This window comes from Leptolyngbya sp. PCC 6406, from assembly GCF_000332095.2.
Lineage (GTDB): Bacteria > Cyanobacteriota > Cyanobacteriia > Phormidesmidales > Phormidesmidaceae > PCC-6406.
Genome location: NZ_KI913949.1, coordinates 2,061,266 through 2,079,876, shown reverse-complemented (window position 1 = coordinate 2,079,876; position 18,611 = coordinate 2,061,266). Strand labels below are relative to the sequence as shown.

12 protein-coding genes are annotated in these 18,611 nt (G+C 55.3%); 6 read left to right on the top strand and 6 right to left on the bottom strand.

Annotated elements, in window-relative coordinates:
- Positions 1-68: 68 nt before the first annotated feature.
- The 5 genes from fghA to LEP6406_RS0209370 all read right to left on the bottom strand — a co-directional run bounded on the left by fghA (position 69) and on the right by LEP6406_RS0209370 (position 5,905).
- Positions 69-917, bottom strand: coding sequence for an S-formylglutathione hydrolase (gene fghA, locus LEP6406_RS0209390; protein ID WP_008313420.1), 849 nt, complete (start codon positions 915-917; stop codon positions 69-71).
- A 9-nt stretch (positions 918-926) separates the two neighbouring features.
- Positions 927-2,036, bottom strand: coding sequence for an S-(hydroxymethyl)glutathione dehydrogenase/class III alcohol dehydrogenase (locus tag LEP6406_RS0209385; RefSeq protein ID WP_008313422.1), 1,110 nt, complete (start codon positions 2,034-2,036; stop codon positions 927-929).
- Between the two features lie 183 nt (positions 2,037-2,219).
- Entirely contained in the window at positions 2,220-2,537 is a 318-nt protein-coding gene (locus LEP6406_RS0209380) for an RNA recognition motif domain-containing protein (RefSeq protein ID WP_008313424.1), read from the bottom strand.
- A gap of 653 nt (positions 2,538-3,190) precedes the next feature.
- Positions 3,191-3,922: a hypothetical protein gene (locus LEP6406_RS27290; protein WP_051463649.1), complete on the bottom strand. Its 732-nt coding sequence runs from the start codon at positions 3,920-3,922 to the stop codon at positions 3,191-3,193.
- 363 nt (positions 3,923-4,285) lie between these two features.
- Positions 4,286-5,905: a B12-binding domain-containing radical SAM protein gene (locus LEP6406_RS0209370; RefSeq protein ID WP_008313426.1), complete on the bottom strand. Its 1,620-nt coding sequence runs from the start codon at positions 5,903-5,905 to the stop codon at positions 4,286-4,288.
- A 521-nt stretch (positions 5,906-6,426) separates the two neighbouring features.
- On the opposite strand from LEP6406_RS0209370, the gene LEP6406_RS30150 reads away from it, so the two are divergent.
- The 6 genes from LEP6406_RS30150 (at position 6,427) to rppA (ending at position 17,735) form a co-directional block, all read left to right on the top strand.
- The gene (locus LEP6406_RS30150) at positions 6,427-10,692 is read left to right on the top strand and encodes a PAS domain S-box protein (protein WP_008313427.1); all 4,266 of its coding nucleotides are present in this window, start codon (positions 6,427-6,429) and stop codon (positions 10,690-10,692) included.
- Between the two features lie 646 nt (positions 10,693-11,338).
- Complete coding sequence (locus LEP6406_RS0209360; protein ID WP_008313428.1) at positions 11,339-11,869, top strand: hypothetical protein; 531 nt, start codon at positions 11,339-11,341, stop codon at positions 11,867-11,869.
- A 111-nt stretch (positions 11,870-11,980) separates the two neighbouring features.
- The gene (locus LEP6406_RS0209355) at positions 11,981-12,445 is read left to right on the top strand and encodes a hypothetical protein (protein ID WP_008313430.1); all 465 of its coding nucleotides are present in this window, start codon (positions 11,981-11,983) and stop codon (positions 12,443-12,445) included.
- A gap of 128 nt (positions 12,446-12,573) precedes the next feature.
- Complete coding sequence (locus LEP6406_RS0209350) at positions 12,574-13,356, top strand: fimbrial biogenesis chaperone (RefSeq protein ID WP_008313431.1); 783 nt, start codon at positions 12,574-12,576, stop codon at positions 13,354-13,356.
- 367 nt (positions 13,357-13,723) lie between these two features.
- Entirely contained in the window at positions 13,724-16,732 is a 3,009-nt protein-coding gene (locus LEP6406_RS27280; RefSeq protein WP_008313432.1) for a fimbria/pilus outer membrane usher protein, read from the top strand.
- Positions 16,733-17,054: 322 nt separating this feature from the next.
- A complete protein-coding gene (gene rppA, locus LEP6406_RS0209340) occupies positions 17,055-17,735 on the top strand; it encodes a two-component system response regulator RppA (protein ID WP_008310324.1) in 681 nt (226 codons plus the stop codon).
- Between the two features lie 18 nt (positions 17,736-17,753).
- Here the strand turns inward: rppA and LEP6406_RS27275 are convergent, their stop codons facing one another.
- Positions 17,754-18,386, bottom strand: coding sequence for a (2Fe-2S) ferredoxin domain-containing protein (locus LEP6406_RS27275; RefSeq protein WP_008310328.1), 633 nt, complete (start codon positions 18,384-18,386; stop codon positions 17,754-17,756).
- Between the last annotated feature and the right edge of the window lie 225 nt (positions 18,387-18,611).

The following is an 18,611-nucleotide window of genomic DNA, read 5'->3' as shown; positions in this document are numbered from 1 at the left end:
CTAGCGCAACATACCCGAAGGGTTATAACCCGTCAGTTCATAGTCCGGGATAGCCTTAGATCTTCCCGCTAAGCACAGAGCACCCCTGCGTGATGGCGGATATGGTCCTCCATAAAGGTGGCAATAAAGAAATAGCTGTGGTCGTAGCTGTCCTGAAAACGTAGATTCAGGGGTTGTCCCGCATCCTTACAGGCTGTTTCCAACACCTGAGGCATGAGTTGGGACTCTAGAAAGGCATCCGCCGTCCCCTGATCGATCAAAATCAGGCGATTGGCATCAGCATGATGCTTCACTAACAGGCTGGCATCATAATCTCGCCAGGTTTCAGGATTTGAGCCCAAATAATTCGTAAATGCCTTCTGACCCCAAGGACACTGCATCGGGGCAGCAATCGGGGCAAAGGCCGAGATCGACTTGAATAGGTCTGGGTTTCGTAGCCCTGCCACCAAAGCGCCATGGCCCCCCATGGAATGGCCAAAGATGCCCTGGCGATCGGGTTGGATAGCAAAATGTTCGGCAATCAGGGTCGGCAGTTCCTGGGTCACATAGCTGTACATGCGATAGTGGCAACTCCAGGGCGCAATCGTCGCATCCACATAGAATCCGGCACTACTGCCAAAGTCCCAGTCGTCATCCTCCCCCGGAATATTCACCCCCCTGGGACTGGTATCGGGGGCCACCAGCATGAGACCATGTTGGGCGGCATAACGCTGGGCACCAGCCTTAGCCGTAAAATTTTCCTCGGTGCAGGTCAGGCCCGATAGGTAGTACAGCACTGGCACCGGATGGCTCTTGGCCTGGGGTGGAATGAAGACAGCAAAGCGCATATCACAGTCACAAACTGTGGATCGATGGCTGTAATAGGCTACGGTACCGCCGCCGCAGGTGGATTGTTTCTGAAGGGTGAGGGTAGTCATTTTGTCTGCCTAAAAGGTCACGACGCTGCGAATACCTTGGCCTTGATGCATGATGTCGAAGGCTTCATTGATGTGTTCAACGGGCATGACATCGGTGATCAGATCGTCGATGTTGATTTTGCCCTCCATGTACCAGTCCACAATTTTAGGAACATCGGTGCGCCCCCTGGCCCCGCCAAAAGCACTGCCTTTCCAGACGCGCCCTGTGACCAGTTGAAAAGGGCGGGTGCTGATTTCCTGGCCCGCTGCTGCGACACCAATAATGACGCTGACGCCCCAGCCCTTGTGACAGCACTCTAGGGCCTGTCGCATGACGGTGGTGTTGCCAATGCACTCAAAGCTATAGTCGGCACCGCCCTGGGTCAGATCTACCAGATAGGACACCAAGTCTGCCTCTACTTCTTGGGGATTGACGAAATGGGTCATGCCGAATTTTTCTGCAACTGCTTTTTTGGCGGGGTTGAGATCAACGCCGATAATTTTGTCGGCCCCCACCATTCGACACCCCTGAATCACGTTCAAGCCAATGCCGCCGAGGCCAAAGACCACCACATTGGAGCCCGGTTCCACCTTGGCGGTGTTGATCACTGCACCGATGCCTGTAGTCACGCCGCAACCGATGTAGCAGACTTTGTCAAAGGGGGCGTCCTCACGGATTTTGGCAAGGGCGATCTCAGGAACTACGGTGTAGTTGGCAAAGGTAGAGGTGCCCATGTAGTGGTAGAGCCCCTGGCCATTGAGGGAAAATCGCTTCGTACCGTCTGGCATTAAGCCCTTGCCTTGGGTGCTGCGAATCGCCTGACACAAATTGGTCTTCAGGCTGAGGCAGTATTCGCATTCTCGGCATTCCGGCACATACAGGGGAATAACATGATCGCCCGGTTTCAGGCTGTTGACCCCCGGTCCGACTTCAACCACGATACCCGCCCCTTCATGGCCGAGGATGGCTGGGAATAGACCCTCGGGATCTTTTCCCGAGAGGGTGTAGGCATCAGTGTGGCAAATGCCCGTGGCTTTGATCTCGACTAAAACTTCTCCCGCTTGGGGGCCGTCGAGCTGAACTGTTTCGATGCTGAGGGGTTTTCCCGCCTCTAGGGCGACAGCAGCTTTGACATCCATGGACAAGTCTCCTGGGGGGATGGGATCTGATGCTAAAAAATTGACACAAAAAAGAGGGGCTAGATACGTAGTACCTACCCCTCTTTAAGGTTATATCTGGTCTAGGTGACAAGATAAATGACGGTCTAAAAGCTGGATTACTTTAGTAAAGTTGTGGTCACTAAAGCTGCTTAATATCACGATCTACCGATCGCGAGAAAAGCCACCGCTTCTGCGTCCACCACCACCGCCACCGCCACCAAAGGAGTTACCGCGATCTTCACGGGGTTTGGCTTTATTGACTTTCAAGTCGCGGCCCATCCACTCAGCGCCGTCAAGGGCTTCGATAGCGGCAGCTTCTTCGGACTCTGCACCCATTTCTACAAAACCAAAACCGCGCATGCGGCCTGTTTCGCGGTCTGTGGGTAGCTGAACTCGCTTAACTGAGCCGTACTCAGTAAAGACGCTAGTTAGATCAGCTTCTGTAACCTCATAAGACAGGTTACCTACGTAAATTGACATGGATTGTCCCCAAGATTTAAAGGATGTGAAGAGTTAAATTTCGGAGGTAAGCCTGTCAATGGAAAAACGTGAAAACTCGTTAATACTAGAAACAAATGCCGCAACCGATATTTTCTCTATGGCTACTATAGCACCCTAAACCCAATTGCGGTCAACCCAGATCGTAATTGATGCGACAGAATTTATGCCCCACTTAGGGGGAGTTGGTGCCTGCTGTGGAAATGGCCGCAGGAGTCTTTTGTGGCGGCACTTTCGTCCTTACGTCGCAGGGGGATAAAACCCATTCGTATGAGGGGGGGATGGGGGAATGGGGTAAATCCCGTAGGGGCGGGTTTAGCTCGTGTCTACTGGGAAATTCCAAATGGGAGGCTCAAAACCCGCCCTACCCAGTGCCGGGTAATCCAGGATTGAAGTTAATTCCGTAGGGGCAATCCCTTGCTTGCCCTGTTTGCGTAGCGGCTCCGGAGGAGCAACGAAGCCGTATAGCCCTTCGGGCAATAGCCTCCGGCATGGCTACGCTAAGGCTAACGCTAGGGCGTAGTCTGCCCGGAGGGCATAGGGCCTGCCCTATATCTCACTCTACAAGCAAGACCGAGATTCCTCCCTGCGCTCGGAATGACAGACGGATTGTCATGTTATTGAATTGCACGTTCCTAAGGGCACGGGGTTGGGGCGGTGGGGAGGCCGAGGCGATCGCGAGTGACGGTCAGTGCCGCAGCGGCCCGCTGGAGATGGGCTTCTAAATCCTGCTTGCGGTGAACGAGGTGTCGTAATTGTTGATGGCGGGCAATGCCCTGGCTAATCACTGCCAATTGCTCTGGCGGGCAGAGGTGACATTGCAGACGCCCATCGGCATCTAGGCTGCATAGTCGATATTGGCTGGGGATGGTATTGCGGGGGGGCATCGCTGGTTGACGGGAAAGCTGTTCTACATAGGCGGCAAGCCGTGCTGGATCACCGTGGCGTAGGAGGCTCGCTTCCTCTGAATCTGAATCAGTCTGGTGTCCATCATGGTCTGGAGTCATGGCCTCTAGCCAGCCCTCCACAATCGGCCCTGCTAGGTAGACCGTCTCAATGTCTGCGAGTACTTGGCGCAGTTCCTGATGCCAACCTGCGATCGCATCTCCCACCTGGGCCAATAGATCTACCGCTAAGGTGGCGTTAGCCTCGTTGCGGTGGCTGCTAAAGCTGGGTCGCCGACCCTTGGGTAATGTGGGCAGTGCTGCGCTGCCCACATTACCCGATGCTGCCTTGCCCGATGCTGCCTTGCCCGATGCTGCCTTGATAGATGCGGATGCCGCTGTGATGGGTGCTGCTGTGAGCAGAGTGGGTGCTTGGGGAGTAGATGGGTTGAGGGTAGGGGAGTTGGCAGGGGCAGGGGGCACTACCTGCGTCCTGAACTCTGGACGGGAGTGCAATTTGTCTGGGTCTGGCTTACCTTGCTCGGGCTTGCCTTTGCCAAAAGTTGGCAGCTCTGGGGCAACAGATTTAACAGGAGATTTAACAGGAACAGAGGAAGTCATAGGCTAATGTCCGTCGATGCGATCGCGGCAGGCTGGTACCAAGCACCCTAGGGATCAAGACTATCCCTATCCTTTGCTTGGGGAGTAGGATACGGCCACCCTGTTTGCTGATATTAACGCTGAACCGGGAAAGGGCAACACAGAAATGATACCCATCTATAATCCAGGGCTATTTTTAAGGGGGTTCAACCCCCTTAAAAATAGCTCCCTCGAAATTTCCGCCAGCTAGGCCGCAGAAGCATTGGCCGCTTCCGGTAACGGTTGCGGGGCAGTGGCCTGGGTCTTCTCCCGCTGTTCTAGATAGGCTTGGAGTTGGCTCTCGATGTTGTCACGCACTACCTCACGGAAGTCGATAAAATGCTCTGCCTGGGCACAGACCGAGACATAGTTCGCTGCCACATGGGGATAACGCCAGAGGATATGGGCCAGGTTGGTCCAGAACCGGAAGCGGGTATTGCGCTTGACCCCCTGCCGCCAGCAGACGATCAAAAAGGCGCGAATCGTCACCCAGTTGATATCGGGACTGCCCGCCGTAGTCTTACGGTTTTTGTAGGTCCGCTTTTGCCCCTCCCCCAGCATGAGGAAATGGCGATAGGTGCGGTTCAGCACCGTCAAGGGCTCATAGAGTTGCCAAAAAGCTTCGATATATTCCTGGGCAATCTCCTCAATGGGGCGAGTGGGGACAAAATTCATCAGAGTGACCTGATTGATGTCGGCACTTTTTCTAAGCATTCGCCCCTCCCGTTCTAGACGATGCCATAGGGCCGTGTCTGGCAACGCCTGCAACATACTAAACAGGGCGGTGGGGATGGCAGTTTGCTCCACGAACTGACTGACCCGCTGGCCTGCTCCCCGCTTTTCGCCATCAAAGCCGATGATGAACCCCGCCATCACCCGCAGTCCAGTACGGGCGATGGAGATCACCGATTCTGACAGGGGATCGCGGGTGTTTTGAAACTTGCGAGTTAGGGACAGACTAGCCTCGTCTGGGGTTTCAATTCCCAGAAATACAGTGCCAAAGTTGCAGTCCACCATGGTCTGCATCAGTTCTGGATCTTGGGCTAAGTCTACGGAAGCTTCTGTGGCGAAGGAGAAGGGATAGTTGTGCTCCTCCATCCAGGGTTTCATGGCCTGCAACAGCCGTTTGACGTTGCGCTTATTGCCAATGAAGTTGTCATCCACCATGAAGATACTGCGCCGCCAGCCCAGGTCGTAGAGGCACTGGAGTTCCGCCAGCAATTGTTCTGGTTCCTTGGTGCGGGGTTTGCGCCCGTAGAGCACGATGATGTCGCAAAATTCGCACTGGAAGGGGCACCCCCGCGAAAACTGTACTGACATCTCGGCGTAGGCATCCATTTCCAACAAATCGTAGCGGGGAATAGGGGTGCCGGTGACATCGGGTTTTACGCCGTCGGAGCGGAAGGTGCCGCTGATCTCGCCCCGCTCCACCGCCGCCACAAATAGGGGCAGAGTGATTTCCCCTTCATCCAAAATCAGGTAGTCGGCTCCAGATTGGGCGGCGTCTTCGGGAATTGCGGTGGGGTAGGGGCCTCCTACGGCGACCCGTTTGCCCCAGCCTTTGGCCTCTTCAATGGCGGCGAGGAAGTCGGGCTTTTGGACAATCATGGCGGACAGGATGACTAAGTCGGCCCATTGCCATTCTGTGTCGGTGACCCCACGAACGTTGCGATCGACCAGCTTGTAGTTCCAGGTTTGAGGCAAAATTGCAGCGACTGTGATCAAGCCCAGGGGAGGTAATTGGGCTTTCATGTTGACCAGCTCTAGCGTTTTGTCAAAGGACCAAAAGCTCTTGGGAAACCGAGGATAAATTAAAAGAATGTTCATGTGTACACCTATAGCACCAGAGTTGTTGTCATCACTCAGGAACGGTATTCGTACCCGGCCAGTAGCCCTGTAATTTGCCCTGTCGGGAGTCTTCTAGAATCAACGGAATACCTAGAGTTTAGTGGTTATGGTGGAATCCGCCTATGTATGGCCCTGATGCCCTGGAAGGCCGGAATACGATCCGGAATATTATGATGGGTAACCCTTGATGGGTAATCCTTTGCATCTCATGCTTCTGGCCTAAGTTGGGGATAGGATATCCCTGGGGAAGAACGGGACAACTATGCTGTCAGGCGTGATCAAACCTACCCTGTAAGGGTTTCCCCGTTAATTGTCCACACGTCCTAGGGTCAGGGGAGCAGGGGAGCGGAGGAAATAGGGAGAGTCTACAAACCAGTTTGGGCATCCTAAACAACAGGCAATGGATTTGTACTGGATTAGCCCGCAGATCCCTGAGCAATATTTTAGTGTTAGCAGTATTAGAGCCTAGTTAGTGTTGTCCACGTTCATTCCTTGCACCTATGACGTTTGTGGATCCGTCTCTGACGGCGGCGGGGGACAGTACCAAAGGGGCTGGGGCCAACCAGGATTCCGGTACTGTGGCTAACTATGAGGAGCTTCTGCAGGGGTTAGTGCAGGCTAATCGACGGTTGCTGGCGACGCCCCACTGGCAGTTAGCCGCAACGGAGGTGCTGGCGGTTTTAGGTGAGGTGGCAACGGCGGATCGGGCCTGCATTTACAAACACCATCCCCATCCTGAGACGGGAGAGATCGCTCTGAGCCTGCGGTTTGAGTGGTTGGGGGAGGGGGTGGCGACGAGTCTTCCCCACTGGCAAAATTTGGCCTACACCGCAGCGGGCTTGGAACGGTGGTTGTCCTGCTTTAGCGCTGGGGAGATACTCCATGGGCGTACTGCGACGCTGCCGTTTCCAGAGCAGGCGGTGATGGCTCGCGATCGCATTTTGAGCCTCATACGGGTACCGATCTTTGTCGGGGGGGAAGTTTGGGGGCTGATCGGATTTGACCGTTGCCACTGCGATGGCCCCTTTGGGCCGGTCTCTAAACATCGCAGTTGGAATGAGGGGGAGCAGGCTATTGTTCAGGCGGTGGCGGATAGTTTGGGAAGTGCGATCGCGCGGCAGCAGGCATTGGAGCAACTGCGGACCAGTGAACTGCGGCTCAAAAAACTATCCGCCAACGTACCGGGAATGCTGTACCAGTTCAAGCTAGCCCCCGATGGTTCCAGTTCCTTTCTCTACGTCTCCGATGCCTGTCGCACGATTTTGGGGCTAGAGCCCGAGGCGATGGATCAGGCCCTGAACTACGTCCATCCCCAGGATCGCATTTCCCTGGAGCGGGCCATCCAAGAATCGGCCCGGACCTTTGAGCCCTTTGCTCACGAGTGGCGCATCCGCACCCCCGCCGGTCAGGAAAAGTGGGTGCAGGGCAATGCTCGTCCCGAGGTCCAGGGGAATGGAGCCATTGTCTGGGATGGTGTGCTTCTGGATGTCACCCTCCGTAAGCGAGCCGAGGGTGATATTCAAGAGAGCTACGGCCTCCTCAATAGCGTCATTAACGGCACCTCTGATCTCATTTTTGTTAAAGATCCTGAAGGCCGTTATCTGCTGGCGAACGATGCCCTGCAAAGGACTCTGGCTTCTGAAGATGCCTCCTTGGTGGGGCAGACGGACGATGCCCTCTATCCCCAGGATGTCGCCGCAACGATTCAGGCGACAGACCAGCAGGTGATGGCCCTGGGTCAGCCCCAAACCTTTGAGCAGACCGTGCCCCTAGGGTCAGAACTGCGGACTTTTTTGGTCACCAAGACTCCCTACTACAATGCCGCTGGGGAAAGCCAGGGCATTATCGGTATCAGCCGCGATGTGACGGACCTGCAACAGGCACGGGCGGAGCGCGATCGCTTTTTCCAACTGTCTCGCGATCTCATCGGCATCCTCGGGTTCGATGGCTATCTTAAGCGGATTAACCCTGCCTTTACGGCGGTGCTGGGCTACAGCGAAGCGGAACTGTTAGCCCTACCACTTCTGGAGTTCATTCACCCCGATGACCTGGCCGCCACCCTGGCGATTGGCGACTCGGTGCTAGCGGGACAATCGCTCCACAGCTTTGAAAATCGGTGGCGCTGTAAAGATGGCACCTACCGTTGGCTGTCTTGGTCTTCGGTGACCTATGCCGAGGATCAGATTCTCTATGCCACGGCCCGCGACATTACGGAACGCAAGCAAACGGAGGCGCGTCTCCAGGCCAGTGAACGGCGCTTCCGCGATGTCACCGAGGCAGCGGGGGAATACGTCTGGGAAATTGATGTGAATGGGGTTTACACCTTTCTCACGGATAAGGTGGAGATGGTGAAGGGCCACAGTGCCTCTGCCCTGATGGGGCGATCCTCCTTTGAGGTGATGCTAGCGGAGGATATTCCTCGGCTCCAATCTGTCCTGCAATCAGCGGCCATTGACAAGCACAGCTTCACCCTGGCCTATCGAAATATTAACCCCAGAGGGGAGGTAGTCTGGGAAGAAGTCAGCGGCCTACCCATGTTGGATGGGGCGGGTACGGTAATCGGCTTTCGGGGTACGGGCCTCAGCATTACCGACAAGAAACGGGTGGAGGCCACGCTGCGGCTGTTTCGCCAAGCTCTGGATAGTTCTGGCGATGCAATATGCATCACCGATACCGACTCGGTGCAAACCTATCAGAACCAAGCCTTCTGTGACCTATTTGAGTTTGCCTCTATCACCGAGTTCCAGGAGCAGGTGGGCAACATTGCTAATGTCTACGCTGATCCCCGCATGGCGGACTACATTTTTCAGGTAATTCGGAAGCAGGGAGCCTATACCGGAGAGGTGATGATGCGATCGCAGCGGGGGCGTCTGATTCCCGCCCTGTTGCAGGCCAATGCCATTCAGGATGATGATGGCAACATTGTGGGTACTATTCGCTCCTATACCGATATCAGCGATCGCAAAGCCGCAGAAGCCCGCCTCCAAATTCAAGAACAGTTTCTCCGCAGCATCTACGACGGGGTTGAGGACAGTATCTTTGTCTTCAATGTGCAGGCCGATGGCGACATCGTCTACACCAGCCACAACCGTGCTGCTGAAAAAGCCACGGGCAAATCCAGCGACAGCATTGCCGGAAAAACCCCCGAAGCCGTCTTTGGCCCCGAGGCCGGTCAAGAAATCCGCGATCGCTGCCGTCGCTGTATCGAGATTGGAACCGCCATCACCCAGGAAGAATATTTGCCCTTACAGGGCAAATTCGTCTGGCGACTCAGCACCTTCAATCCCCTGCGCGATCTCTCCGGCAATATTCACCGCATCGTCGGCACCTCCATCGACATTACCGGCCTCAAGATTGCCCAAGCCGCCCTCAAACAACAGGCCCAACTCTCCGCCTTCCGGGCCGAAATCGACAGTATTTTGACCCGAGGAGGGGATCTCGGGGCTATGCTTCAGCGTTGTAGCCAGGTGATTGTCAAACAAATGGAGGCTACCCTGGCCCGCATTTGGACCCTCAACGTCCCGGAACAGGTACTCGAACTTCAGGCCAGCGCCGGACTCTATACCAACATCGACGGTACCCATGCCCGTATCCCCGTCGGCCAGCTCAAAATTGGCCAGATTGCAGCGGAGCGGCAGCCCCAGTTCACCAACGACATGCCCCATGATGCGAGAATTGGCGATCCAGGCTGGGTGCAGCGCGAAGCTATGATCGCCTTCGTGGGCTATCCCCTAATTGTGGATGACGAACTCCTCGGGGTCGTGGCCCTATTTGCCCGCCATCCCCTCGCCGACTCTGCCCTCGATACCTTAGGGCTGGTGGCGGATGAGCTCGCCCTAGGCATCCGGCGTAAGCAAACCGAAGAACAACTACAAGCGTCCGAAACTAAACTACGCCTGCGGGCCAGGGAACTCAAAGCTACCCTCCAGGATCTACGGAAGGCTCAAGCCCAGTTGGTGCAGAGCGAGAAAATGTCTTCCCTGGGGCAGTTAGTGGCGGGGGTGGCCCACGAAATCAATAACCCCGTCAACTTTATCTACGGCAACCTCACCCACGCTCGGGTCTACGCCCAGGACTTGCTGGGCCTCGTCAATCTCTACCAAACCCATTACCCCCAGCCGGAGGCGGTAATCCAGGCGGAAGTGGCAGCCATAGATTTGCCCTTTGTGATGGAAGATTTGCCCAAGCTCCTGAACTCCATGAAGGTGGGGGCAGAGCGGATTCAGGAAATTGTCTCCTCCCTGCGGATTTTTTCCCGCATGGACGAGGCGGAGATGAAGGCGGTGGATATTCACCAAGGCATCGACAGCACCCTGATGATTTTGCAAAACCGCATCAAGGCCCGCCCCGATGGCGGTGAAGTGGCAATCCATCGCGACTATGGCCCATTACCGCTGGTGGAATGCTATGCCGGACAGCTCAACCAGGTGTTTATGAACATCCTCAGCAATGCCCTGGATGCCTTGGAAGAGCAACGCTCTGGTTCCACGCCTAAGCCCCCTGCCATCTACATCCAAACCCAACTCACGCCCGATCAGCAGGTAGAAATTCGCTTCAGAGATAACGGACCAGGGGTTCCAGCAGCGGTGCGCGATCGCTTATTTGACCCCTTCTTCACCACCAAGCCCATTGGGGAAGGCACGGGTATGGGGCTCTCTATCAGTTACCAGGTAGTGGCCGAAAAACACGGTGGCACCCTCACCTGCGACTCAGAAGTTGGTGTGGGCACCACCTTTATTATCACCATCCCCCTCCAGCAGGAGTGAGGCTATTGCTGGAGAGGGACGGTGGGCTGAGAGTATTTCATCCCAAAAATCATCCGCTTAATTCCGTTTGCTGACTCATTCGGGGTTTCACTTTTTTCTACCTACCCACGCTATGCTTGCTGGGCATGCTTAAAGAGGAGCTGGGAATCCGGAACATTCTAATCTCTCTTCGTTGTCGATTGATTGCGAATTCATTCGATATGTGGAAATCATGCTGATATATATTGGCTAAGACGATGATTATTTATTTCTGATTTGCTGCGGTTTAGACAGTATTAAAACTGCGTATTTACCTTGAGTCGGATCAGGAAGTCATTCAAAAGATAGGTGTAACTATCATGTGTTCGTCACTATCAATCCCCTACATTAGTAGACATGAAAGAGAAAGCACCTAGCCTGAACTGAATTCAAGAGTAAGTGAATTCCGAACTTCTCTACGGTTCATCCTCGTTTTTCTCTCGATTGCGAACATGCTCACAAGATGTGATCGCAGCACCCGTGCACACTACCAGGCTTGTCTTCAGACTTTCTGAGCCCTCTCAACAATGGGGCAATGCAGATCTGAAGATGACTTTTCAAAACCTCAGATCAACCTGGATCGATACAAAAATCAGGTAGATCATTTCCCTCTTAGGAGACTCAAATCATGTTGAACACTACTTTCCGCAATGTCCTCGTAGCCTCTGGTCTATTCGTAGGAGCAACCCTACTGATCGCACCAACAGCCCTAGCCCAAACGAGTGATGGTGAGGTCACCGGTGTCGTTGCCCCCATTAGCACATTGACCTTTTCGCCCACCCAGGGCACAACAATCGTCGGCGGGGTTGCAAACCCAGCCTATCCCATCGGCAGCTTAGGCATCACAACTAATTCTGCTACATGGACTCTACAGGTTAAATCTGCTCACGGTGGTCAACTACGAAATATCGGAGCATCCACTGAACTCACTCAATACATTGCATACACAGGTCTGACAGTTTCTGCCATTGATGGCACTACCATTACCCCAGTAACCTTTGGAGCAGTGAATACTGACGTGCTTTTGATTGATGCGGTGTACTCCGATGCTGCGGCCTCAGGGGTCGCGCCTACCGTTACCGCTGCGATCGCGGCTGGTCAATACGTGCCTCATGGAACCTACCGTGACACCTTGACCTTTACCTTGACCTCTAATTAATTCTTCCCGGAAAACACCTAGAGTCCTGGTTTCATTTAAGGTTTGACTCTTGTAAAGATGCAGTATTCAATACTGCATCTTTACAACATGACTATCTTGCGGAGGTTAAAGATGCAAGATTACCATTTTTTTCAATGGCTGATGTCAGCCACGTTAGGACTCACTATCCTCTCCCCCATCGCGGCTTCAGCATTAGGAATTGTGCAATATACCCCCAGCAATACCTTTACCCTAAACGTGACAATAGGGAATAGTCAGGAGGATTTTGGCACCGTCCATATTCAGTCTGATAGTCCCAATGGTTGGATTTTGCAGGTGCGATCTACCCAGGGCGGAGCCCTTAGACATTCCATCTATTCCTATACCATTCCCTATTCGTTAACCGTTGATGGGGAATTAATCAGCAATCTTTCTAGTGGGAATGACATTACTGTTCGCACCACATCAACGCTGACCTGTGATGCCCCTGTCGGGTGTACTTTTCCTGTCCAAGCTACCCTGATAGCTAGCGAGGTCAATGGCAAACCTGCCGGACCCTATTTGGACACCTTGGTATTCACCCTGATAAACCAGTAAACCCTCTGTAAAAGGTCTTGCATAGCAATCCCCAATCATGTTGTGAAACATGAAGCCCTTGCCCTTCAGGATCCGGGCTGGATCGCTATAAAAGGCAATTTACTTGTCTTACAACCTGGAGAAAATCGATGAAGACACTCACACGGGTGGGCTGTATCGCCTCAATGTTCATGGGGTTAGGGCTCCTCACGGCCCAACCGGGTTGGGCTGGCCCCACTTATCAATTGTCCCCTGCTAGCCTCATCCTCGAACCCAGTGGCAACCGCTCTACGGGAGCCTTTCAGGTCACGAGTACTGGCGACGAACCCGTCGCCCTTGAAATTCGCATCACCGATCGCCAGATGGATGCCGATGGCAACGAGAGCCGCGCTGATGCTGAGGATGATTTCGTGGTGTATCCTCCCCAAATTTTGCTGCAACCGGGAGCCGTGCAAACGGTTCGGGTGACTTGGTTAGGGGAGCCCAACCCAGATCAGGAGCTAGCTTTTCGCTTAATCACGGAACAGCTTTATATCGACCTGAATCTGCCTGTCCTAGAAGTGACGACTCCGGTGGTCAACATTACCGCCCTCTACAACTATGTGGCCTCTCTCTATGTCACCCCTAGGGGAGCTGCATCTGACGTGGTTTTGGACAGTGCCCGCCATCAATCCATTAACGGTGCTGATGCGCTGGTGCTGCAATTTAACAACCAGGGTACAGCCCATCAACTCTTGACGGGTTTGCACCTTAACCTGACTCCCCTGGGGGCAGGGGGCCAGCCCCAGGCCGCAGCAGTTTTCCTGACTCCCGAGCAACTGCAAGGGATCAGTGGGGAAAACATTCTGGCCCAAGGCCAGCGGCAGTTTACCCTACCCTGGCCCGCCGGACTGCCCGTAGGGCCTGTGTCGGCAACCTTTGAACTGCGCTGATGATCTGCGCTGATTTTTTAGCTGTGTTGTTTCCCTTCACAACTTGGAAGGTTACAGAGAACCAAGCCTGTTGACGCTGGCTGAGCGGAGTCGTAAGTCTTTCAGACAGGCTACGCCAACGCGCAGCGTCTCCCGAGGGGAGAAAGCCAGCCACGCCACCGGGTTCTGGCCGTTCCCTAGCCCCTCTGGGGCGGCAAAGCCAACGACTCCGTTGCTCCCTAGGGGAGCCGCTAACGCGAACAGGGAACTAGATGTCTGTATGAAGACAACGACATGGCAGGCTTTTCAGCTCGTTTCAAGACATAACCTTCCAAGTCGTGTTCCTTCCTACCTGTCTTGATGACTGTGCATCTTCCTGGCATGAACCGTGTTAACCCCTTACCTCCTGGCTACCGTAGAGGTGGCTTCGCCCCTGGCTAATCCGGTTATCCCGAGGCCAGAGCCGATTGTCCCTCCCCCTGTTGCTGCGATCGCAGTTCCCTCACCTCGATTAGCAGCCATTGGCGCTGGTGACACCTCAACGGTTACCAGCGCCAATGTGGTGGCTTCCTCCTTACCGACTCCGCAGCCATCCTTTTCTGCGCCTCAAGCTCCTGGGTCGGAGGTGGGGACTGCGACTGTCCAGGCCGACGCCGATGCTCTCCCGGCACCACGTTCTGTCCCTGCCCCACCCAATGCGTCAGCCGTGGCGGCATCTCCAGATCTGGAGGTCACCCCGCCTTTAGGGGCAGCACTGCAAACCCCGAGGATGGAGGGTGGCCTAGAGAGTCCCGTGTGGAGCCCCAGATCTCAGGCTATAGACCCCCAAGACCCAGCGGAAGCAACCGTAGAGGGTGCAACGGAACCGACCTTAGACACAGACAGCCCTCCTGAAACGGAGATGCCGCCGGAGACTCAGAGGGAAACTCCGGTGCCCGCCCCGCAGTCCCCGCCCCCAGATGCTCCACTGACGGAGGAATCGGCGGAGACAGAGGACGAACTCTTTGAGCGGGTTTTTGGACGACCTCGGTCCCAGGCCGATGCGATGGCCCCTGGGGGCCGGTCCCTGACCATTGCAGTTCCTTTTTTCATTAACGATCAGCCCCAGGGACAGGCTTTGGTTATCCTCTCGGCAGGAGTAGCCAGTCAGGTCCAGGCCGCCCCGGTTTTAGAAAAAACTGCCTCGATTGTGCAGGCTGATCTGCAAGCCCAACTCACCGCCGCCGTCGATGACCAGGGCTACTTAGCGCTGAGTGCGCTACAGCAGATAGGCATCACTACCCTGTTTGATCCGAGCCTGCTGGAGCTTTATCTACACATTCCGCCGGCATTGCGACAGACCAATGTCATTAACGCCCTGGGGTTACCCCCAGAGGCGGCTAATGCCGTGCCCGTTAGTACCGTCAGCGGCTATATCAACCTGCGAGCCGGGGAAGATATTGTCTGGTCAGGGCAGCAAAACACTGGGCGACAACCCCTCCGTCTGGCTCTGGATGGTGCCCTGAATATTTCCGGCTGGGTTTTAGAGGGCAGTGGCAACTGGGTTGAAGCGGGATCTCCCGCCCTGACCCGAGGCGACATCCGGGTCGTTCGAGACGATCCGACCCATGCCCTCCGCTACATCGTCGGTGATCTATCGCTGCCCATCACCAGCGCCTTTCAAACAGCGGTCCCCATGGCCGGGTTGTCTGTCTCCCGCAACTATGCCCTCCAACCCTACCGAGTCACTCGCCCCACGGGAGAATACACCTTCTTCCTAGAACGGCCCGCGACGGTAGAAGCCTTTGTGAATGGGGCACGGGTGCAGCAATTGCGCCTAGAGGCAGGCCCCCAAGATATTCGTAATCTGCCCCTGAGCACGGGGACCAATGACATCCAACTGATCATCACCGATGACTTGGGCCAAGTGCAGCGGCTGAGCTTTTCTGCGGCGCTGGCGGGTAATTTATTGGCTCCGGGGCTCCAGCAATTTTCCTATAACGTGGGAATACCCTCCCAGACCCTGGCAGGACAGCGCCAATACTCCTGGGATCAGCCTCTGGTTTCCCTGGCCCACCGTTGGGGAGTAACGGAGGTCGTGACCCTGGGGGGCTATGTGCAAGCAACCTCGGACTTTCAACTGCTGGAAACCGATGGGATCTGGGCTTCCTCCGTGGGTAACTTTGCTTGGGATGTGGCCGCAAGCAACCGGAGTGATGTGGGGACGGGGATGGCTTTCCGTCTCCAGTATGAGATTCCCCCTAACCGTACCCAGGATTCGACAAATCGGACCTTTCGTGTGGCCGCTGAATACCGGAGCGACGCCTTCACGACGCTGAACTCCCCTAACCCCAGCGACTATGGCTTGGATCTCTCCGCCTCCTACAGTCAGCGGATTTTTGGCAATACGGCGGCCAACCTGAGTGGCACCTATCGGGTGGGGCGAGGGGTGGCGGATATCTACACGGTGAATTTAGGATTGTCGCGGTCCTTCGGCAATGGCCTTACTGGCAATGCCACGGTGAGCTATGGTCGGAATTTTCAGGGCCAGGAAGAAACTCGCGCCTTTTTGGGATTGCAGTGGCTACCAGGACAGCGCCGTCAGTCGGTGGCTCTCAACACGACGCTGACCAATCGCGAGGGGCAAAGTACGCGCCTGTCTTGGCGTCAGAGTCCTGAACGCCCGGTACAAAGTCCGGGGTTTTCTCTGGATCTGACTGAAGGCAGCCAAAGCCGCGATTTGTCGGGGCGGTTGACCTATACCAACTACCGCTTTGATCTGGGCCTCACTCAGGATATTTCTTGGCCACAACGGGCCGGGGCAGAAACCCGCAATACCACCCGCCTTAACTTTGGTACGGCCCTGGTGTTTGCCGATGGCCATTTCGGCTGGTCTCGCCCCGTGAATAACAGCTTTGTGCTGATTGTGCCCCGCGATCGCTGGCGGGGACAGCGGATTGGGGTCAATCCTTCCCAGGAGAACTATTTGGCGGTTGTGGATGGGTTTGGCCCCGCTGTCTTGCCAGATGTACAGCCCTATTACGTCTCTCGGGTAGAACTGGATGCGCCGGAGGCTCCCTTGGGCTATGACCTGGGCACGGGATCCTATGTGGTCATGCCGAGCTACCGCAGCGGCACCGTGATTCTGGCGGGTACTGATGCCTCGGTTTTTATTCGGGGGGTGCTGGTGGATGGCGGGGGAGACCCGATTAGCTTGCAGAGTGGGGAGGTGGTGTCCTTGTCTGACCCTGACTGGACTCCCCAAATCCTGTTTACTAACCGGGTGGGCCGATTTGCTTTGATGGGCTTTGTCCCTGGACGCTACGAAATTCGCTGGCGCAATCGCGCTCCCATTGCCTTCGATATCCCCTCAGAGGCGGATGGGGTGTACGACCTCGGCGTACTGTCATTTCAGTAATCGCGGATCAGTAGCGTCATAGCTTAGGGACGTGCGTCTAAATAAACGTCAGTTCGGGATTAGCGCCGTCACCCCGCCGGGAATTCAAAATTCCCAGCTAACAGGCTTAAGTCCATTTTTAATGGACTGGGAGCTGGGCTGGGGATAGGGGGGCGAGTCCGTTTTAACGGACTTCTGCTGTGAGCCAGGGCAATTTATTCCCTGGCGGATGGGCAGCGAAGCTTAAGTCGAACTCAGGTCAAGATGGCAATTGGCACCTTATTTTCTTGCGAGTCCCTTAGCCGCTTAGGAATAGACAGTCAGGGGCGTATGATCTGAAATTATGCGCATATTGCTGGTGGACGACGAGGCCGAATTAGCAGAGCCCCTGAGCCGACTCTTGCAACGGGAGGGGTACGTTGTGGATGTGGCGATTACGGGCAACGAGGGGAGTCGTCTGGCCCGCCAAGGCGGCTACGATCTGCTGATTTTGGACTGGATGCTGCCCCAGGTCAGTGGCCTCGATATCTGTCGCCAGACTCGATCCCAGGGAGACGTAACCCCCGTATTATTCCTCACCGCCAAGGACACCGTGGACGATCGCGTTGCGGGTCTGGATGCTGGAGCCGATGACTACCTGGTCAAACCCTTTGAGCTAAGGGAACTGCTGGCACGGGTGCGCGCCCTGCTCCGTCGTCCCCCCACCCTGGACCCCCCTACCCCGCCGGATCGCCTCCAGTTTGAGGATTTAGCCCTAGAGGAACGCAACCAACTTGCCTACCGCCAAGGCCAATCCATTGAGCTATCGGAAAAGGAAACCCAACTGCTAGCCTACCTGTTGCGTCACCCCAACCAAGTCCTCACCCACGATCGCCTCTACCAGGCTATTTGGGGCGACACCGACAAGCCCAGCAGCAATGTTCTAGCGGCCCAAATGCGCCTCCTCCGCCGCAAGATTGAGCCCAAGGGCACCTTGTCTCTGATTCATACCGTCTACGGCAAGGGATATCGGTTGGGCGAGTAGGCCATCTGGCAGATAGGTTCAATCTGTTCCAGCGGTAAAGTGGCGCTGGACTAACTCGGCTACCATCGCTGGAGCCACGCGGCTGTAGCTGGCCTTGTCGGGCATGATCACCACATTGGGTCCAGCCTTGCAGCGATCCATGCAACCTGTTTCCTTAATAGTCACCTGATCGCTGAGATTCAGGGCATCAAGGGCCGCTGCGAGGGTTTTGCAGACTGTATTGCTCCCCCGTTTACGACAGCCGGATTTCTGACAGATCAAAACCTTGGCCTTCCTCCTTTGAGGTTGGGTCACTTCGCCCACCGTGCCCTCTGGGGCAACACCCAGTGGGGAAGGAAGGGAAGTGGGCATAGGCTCCAGGGGTACATCTAATTCCGGTGGGGCAGGCAACTTCAAAACTTCCTGGGCTTTCCACCGTAGGCCCCCATCTTTTTTGGCAATCTTTTGCTGGCCCACCACCCGCACCCAGTCGCCGGGGGTCAGGTCTCGAAACAGCATCAGCCGCAGGGATTTGCTGAGCTTGATACTGCGATTGCCCGTTGGCGTTGCCAGGGTCATGTACTTGTAGGGGGAGAACTTGTCCGGTGCAAATGCCAGGAAGCGCCCGTGGAGGCAAAAGGTGCCGTCGGGGCGAATAGTCACAGCATCCATATTCCCTCTTTGCTGCCTCAGCTATTGCAACCTATTCCAAGGTAGCATTGGAATAGCCTAATGGGGTATTGGGGAGCGATGACGCTATTTTCTTGGCCCACCACCCTCCGACCCCGAGGGTGGTGCGCAAAAATGGTGATTGCGCCTAGGACTCATCGCTGAAGTACAAGGGTTTTAGGCGAATATTACTTACCCAGCAAAAATAGGCCCAGTCATTACTGTCTC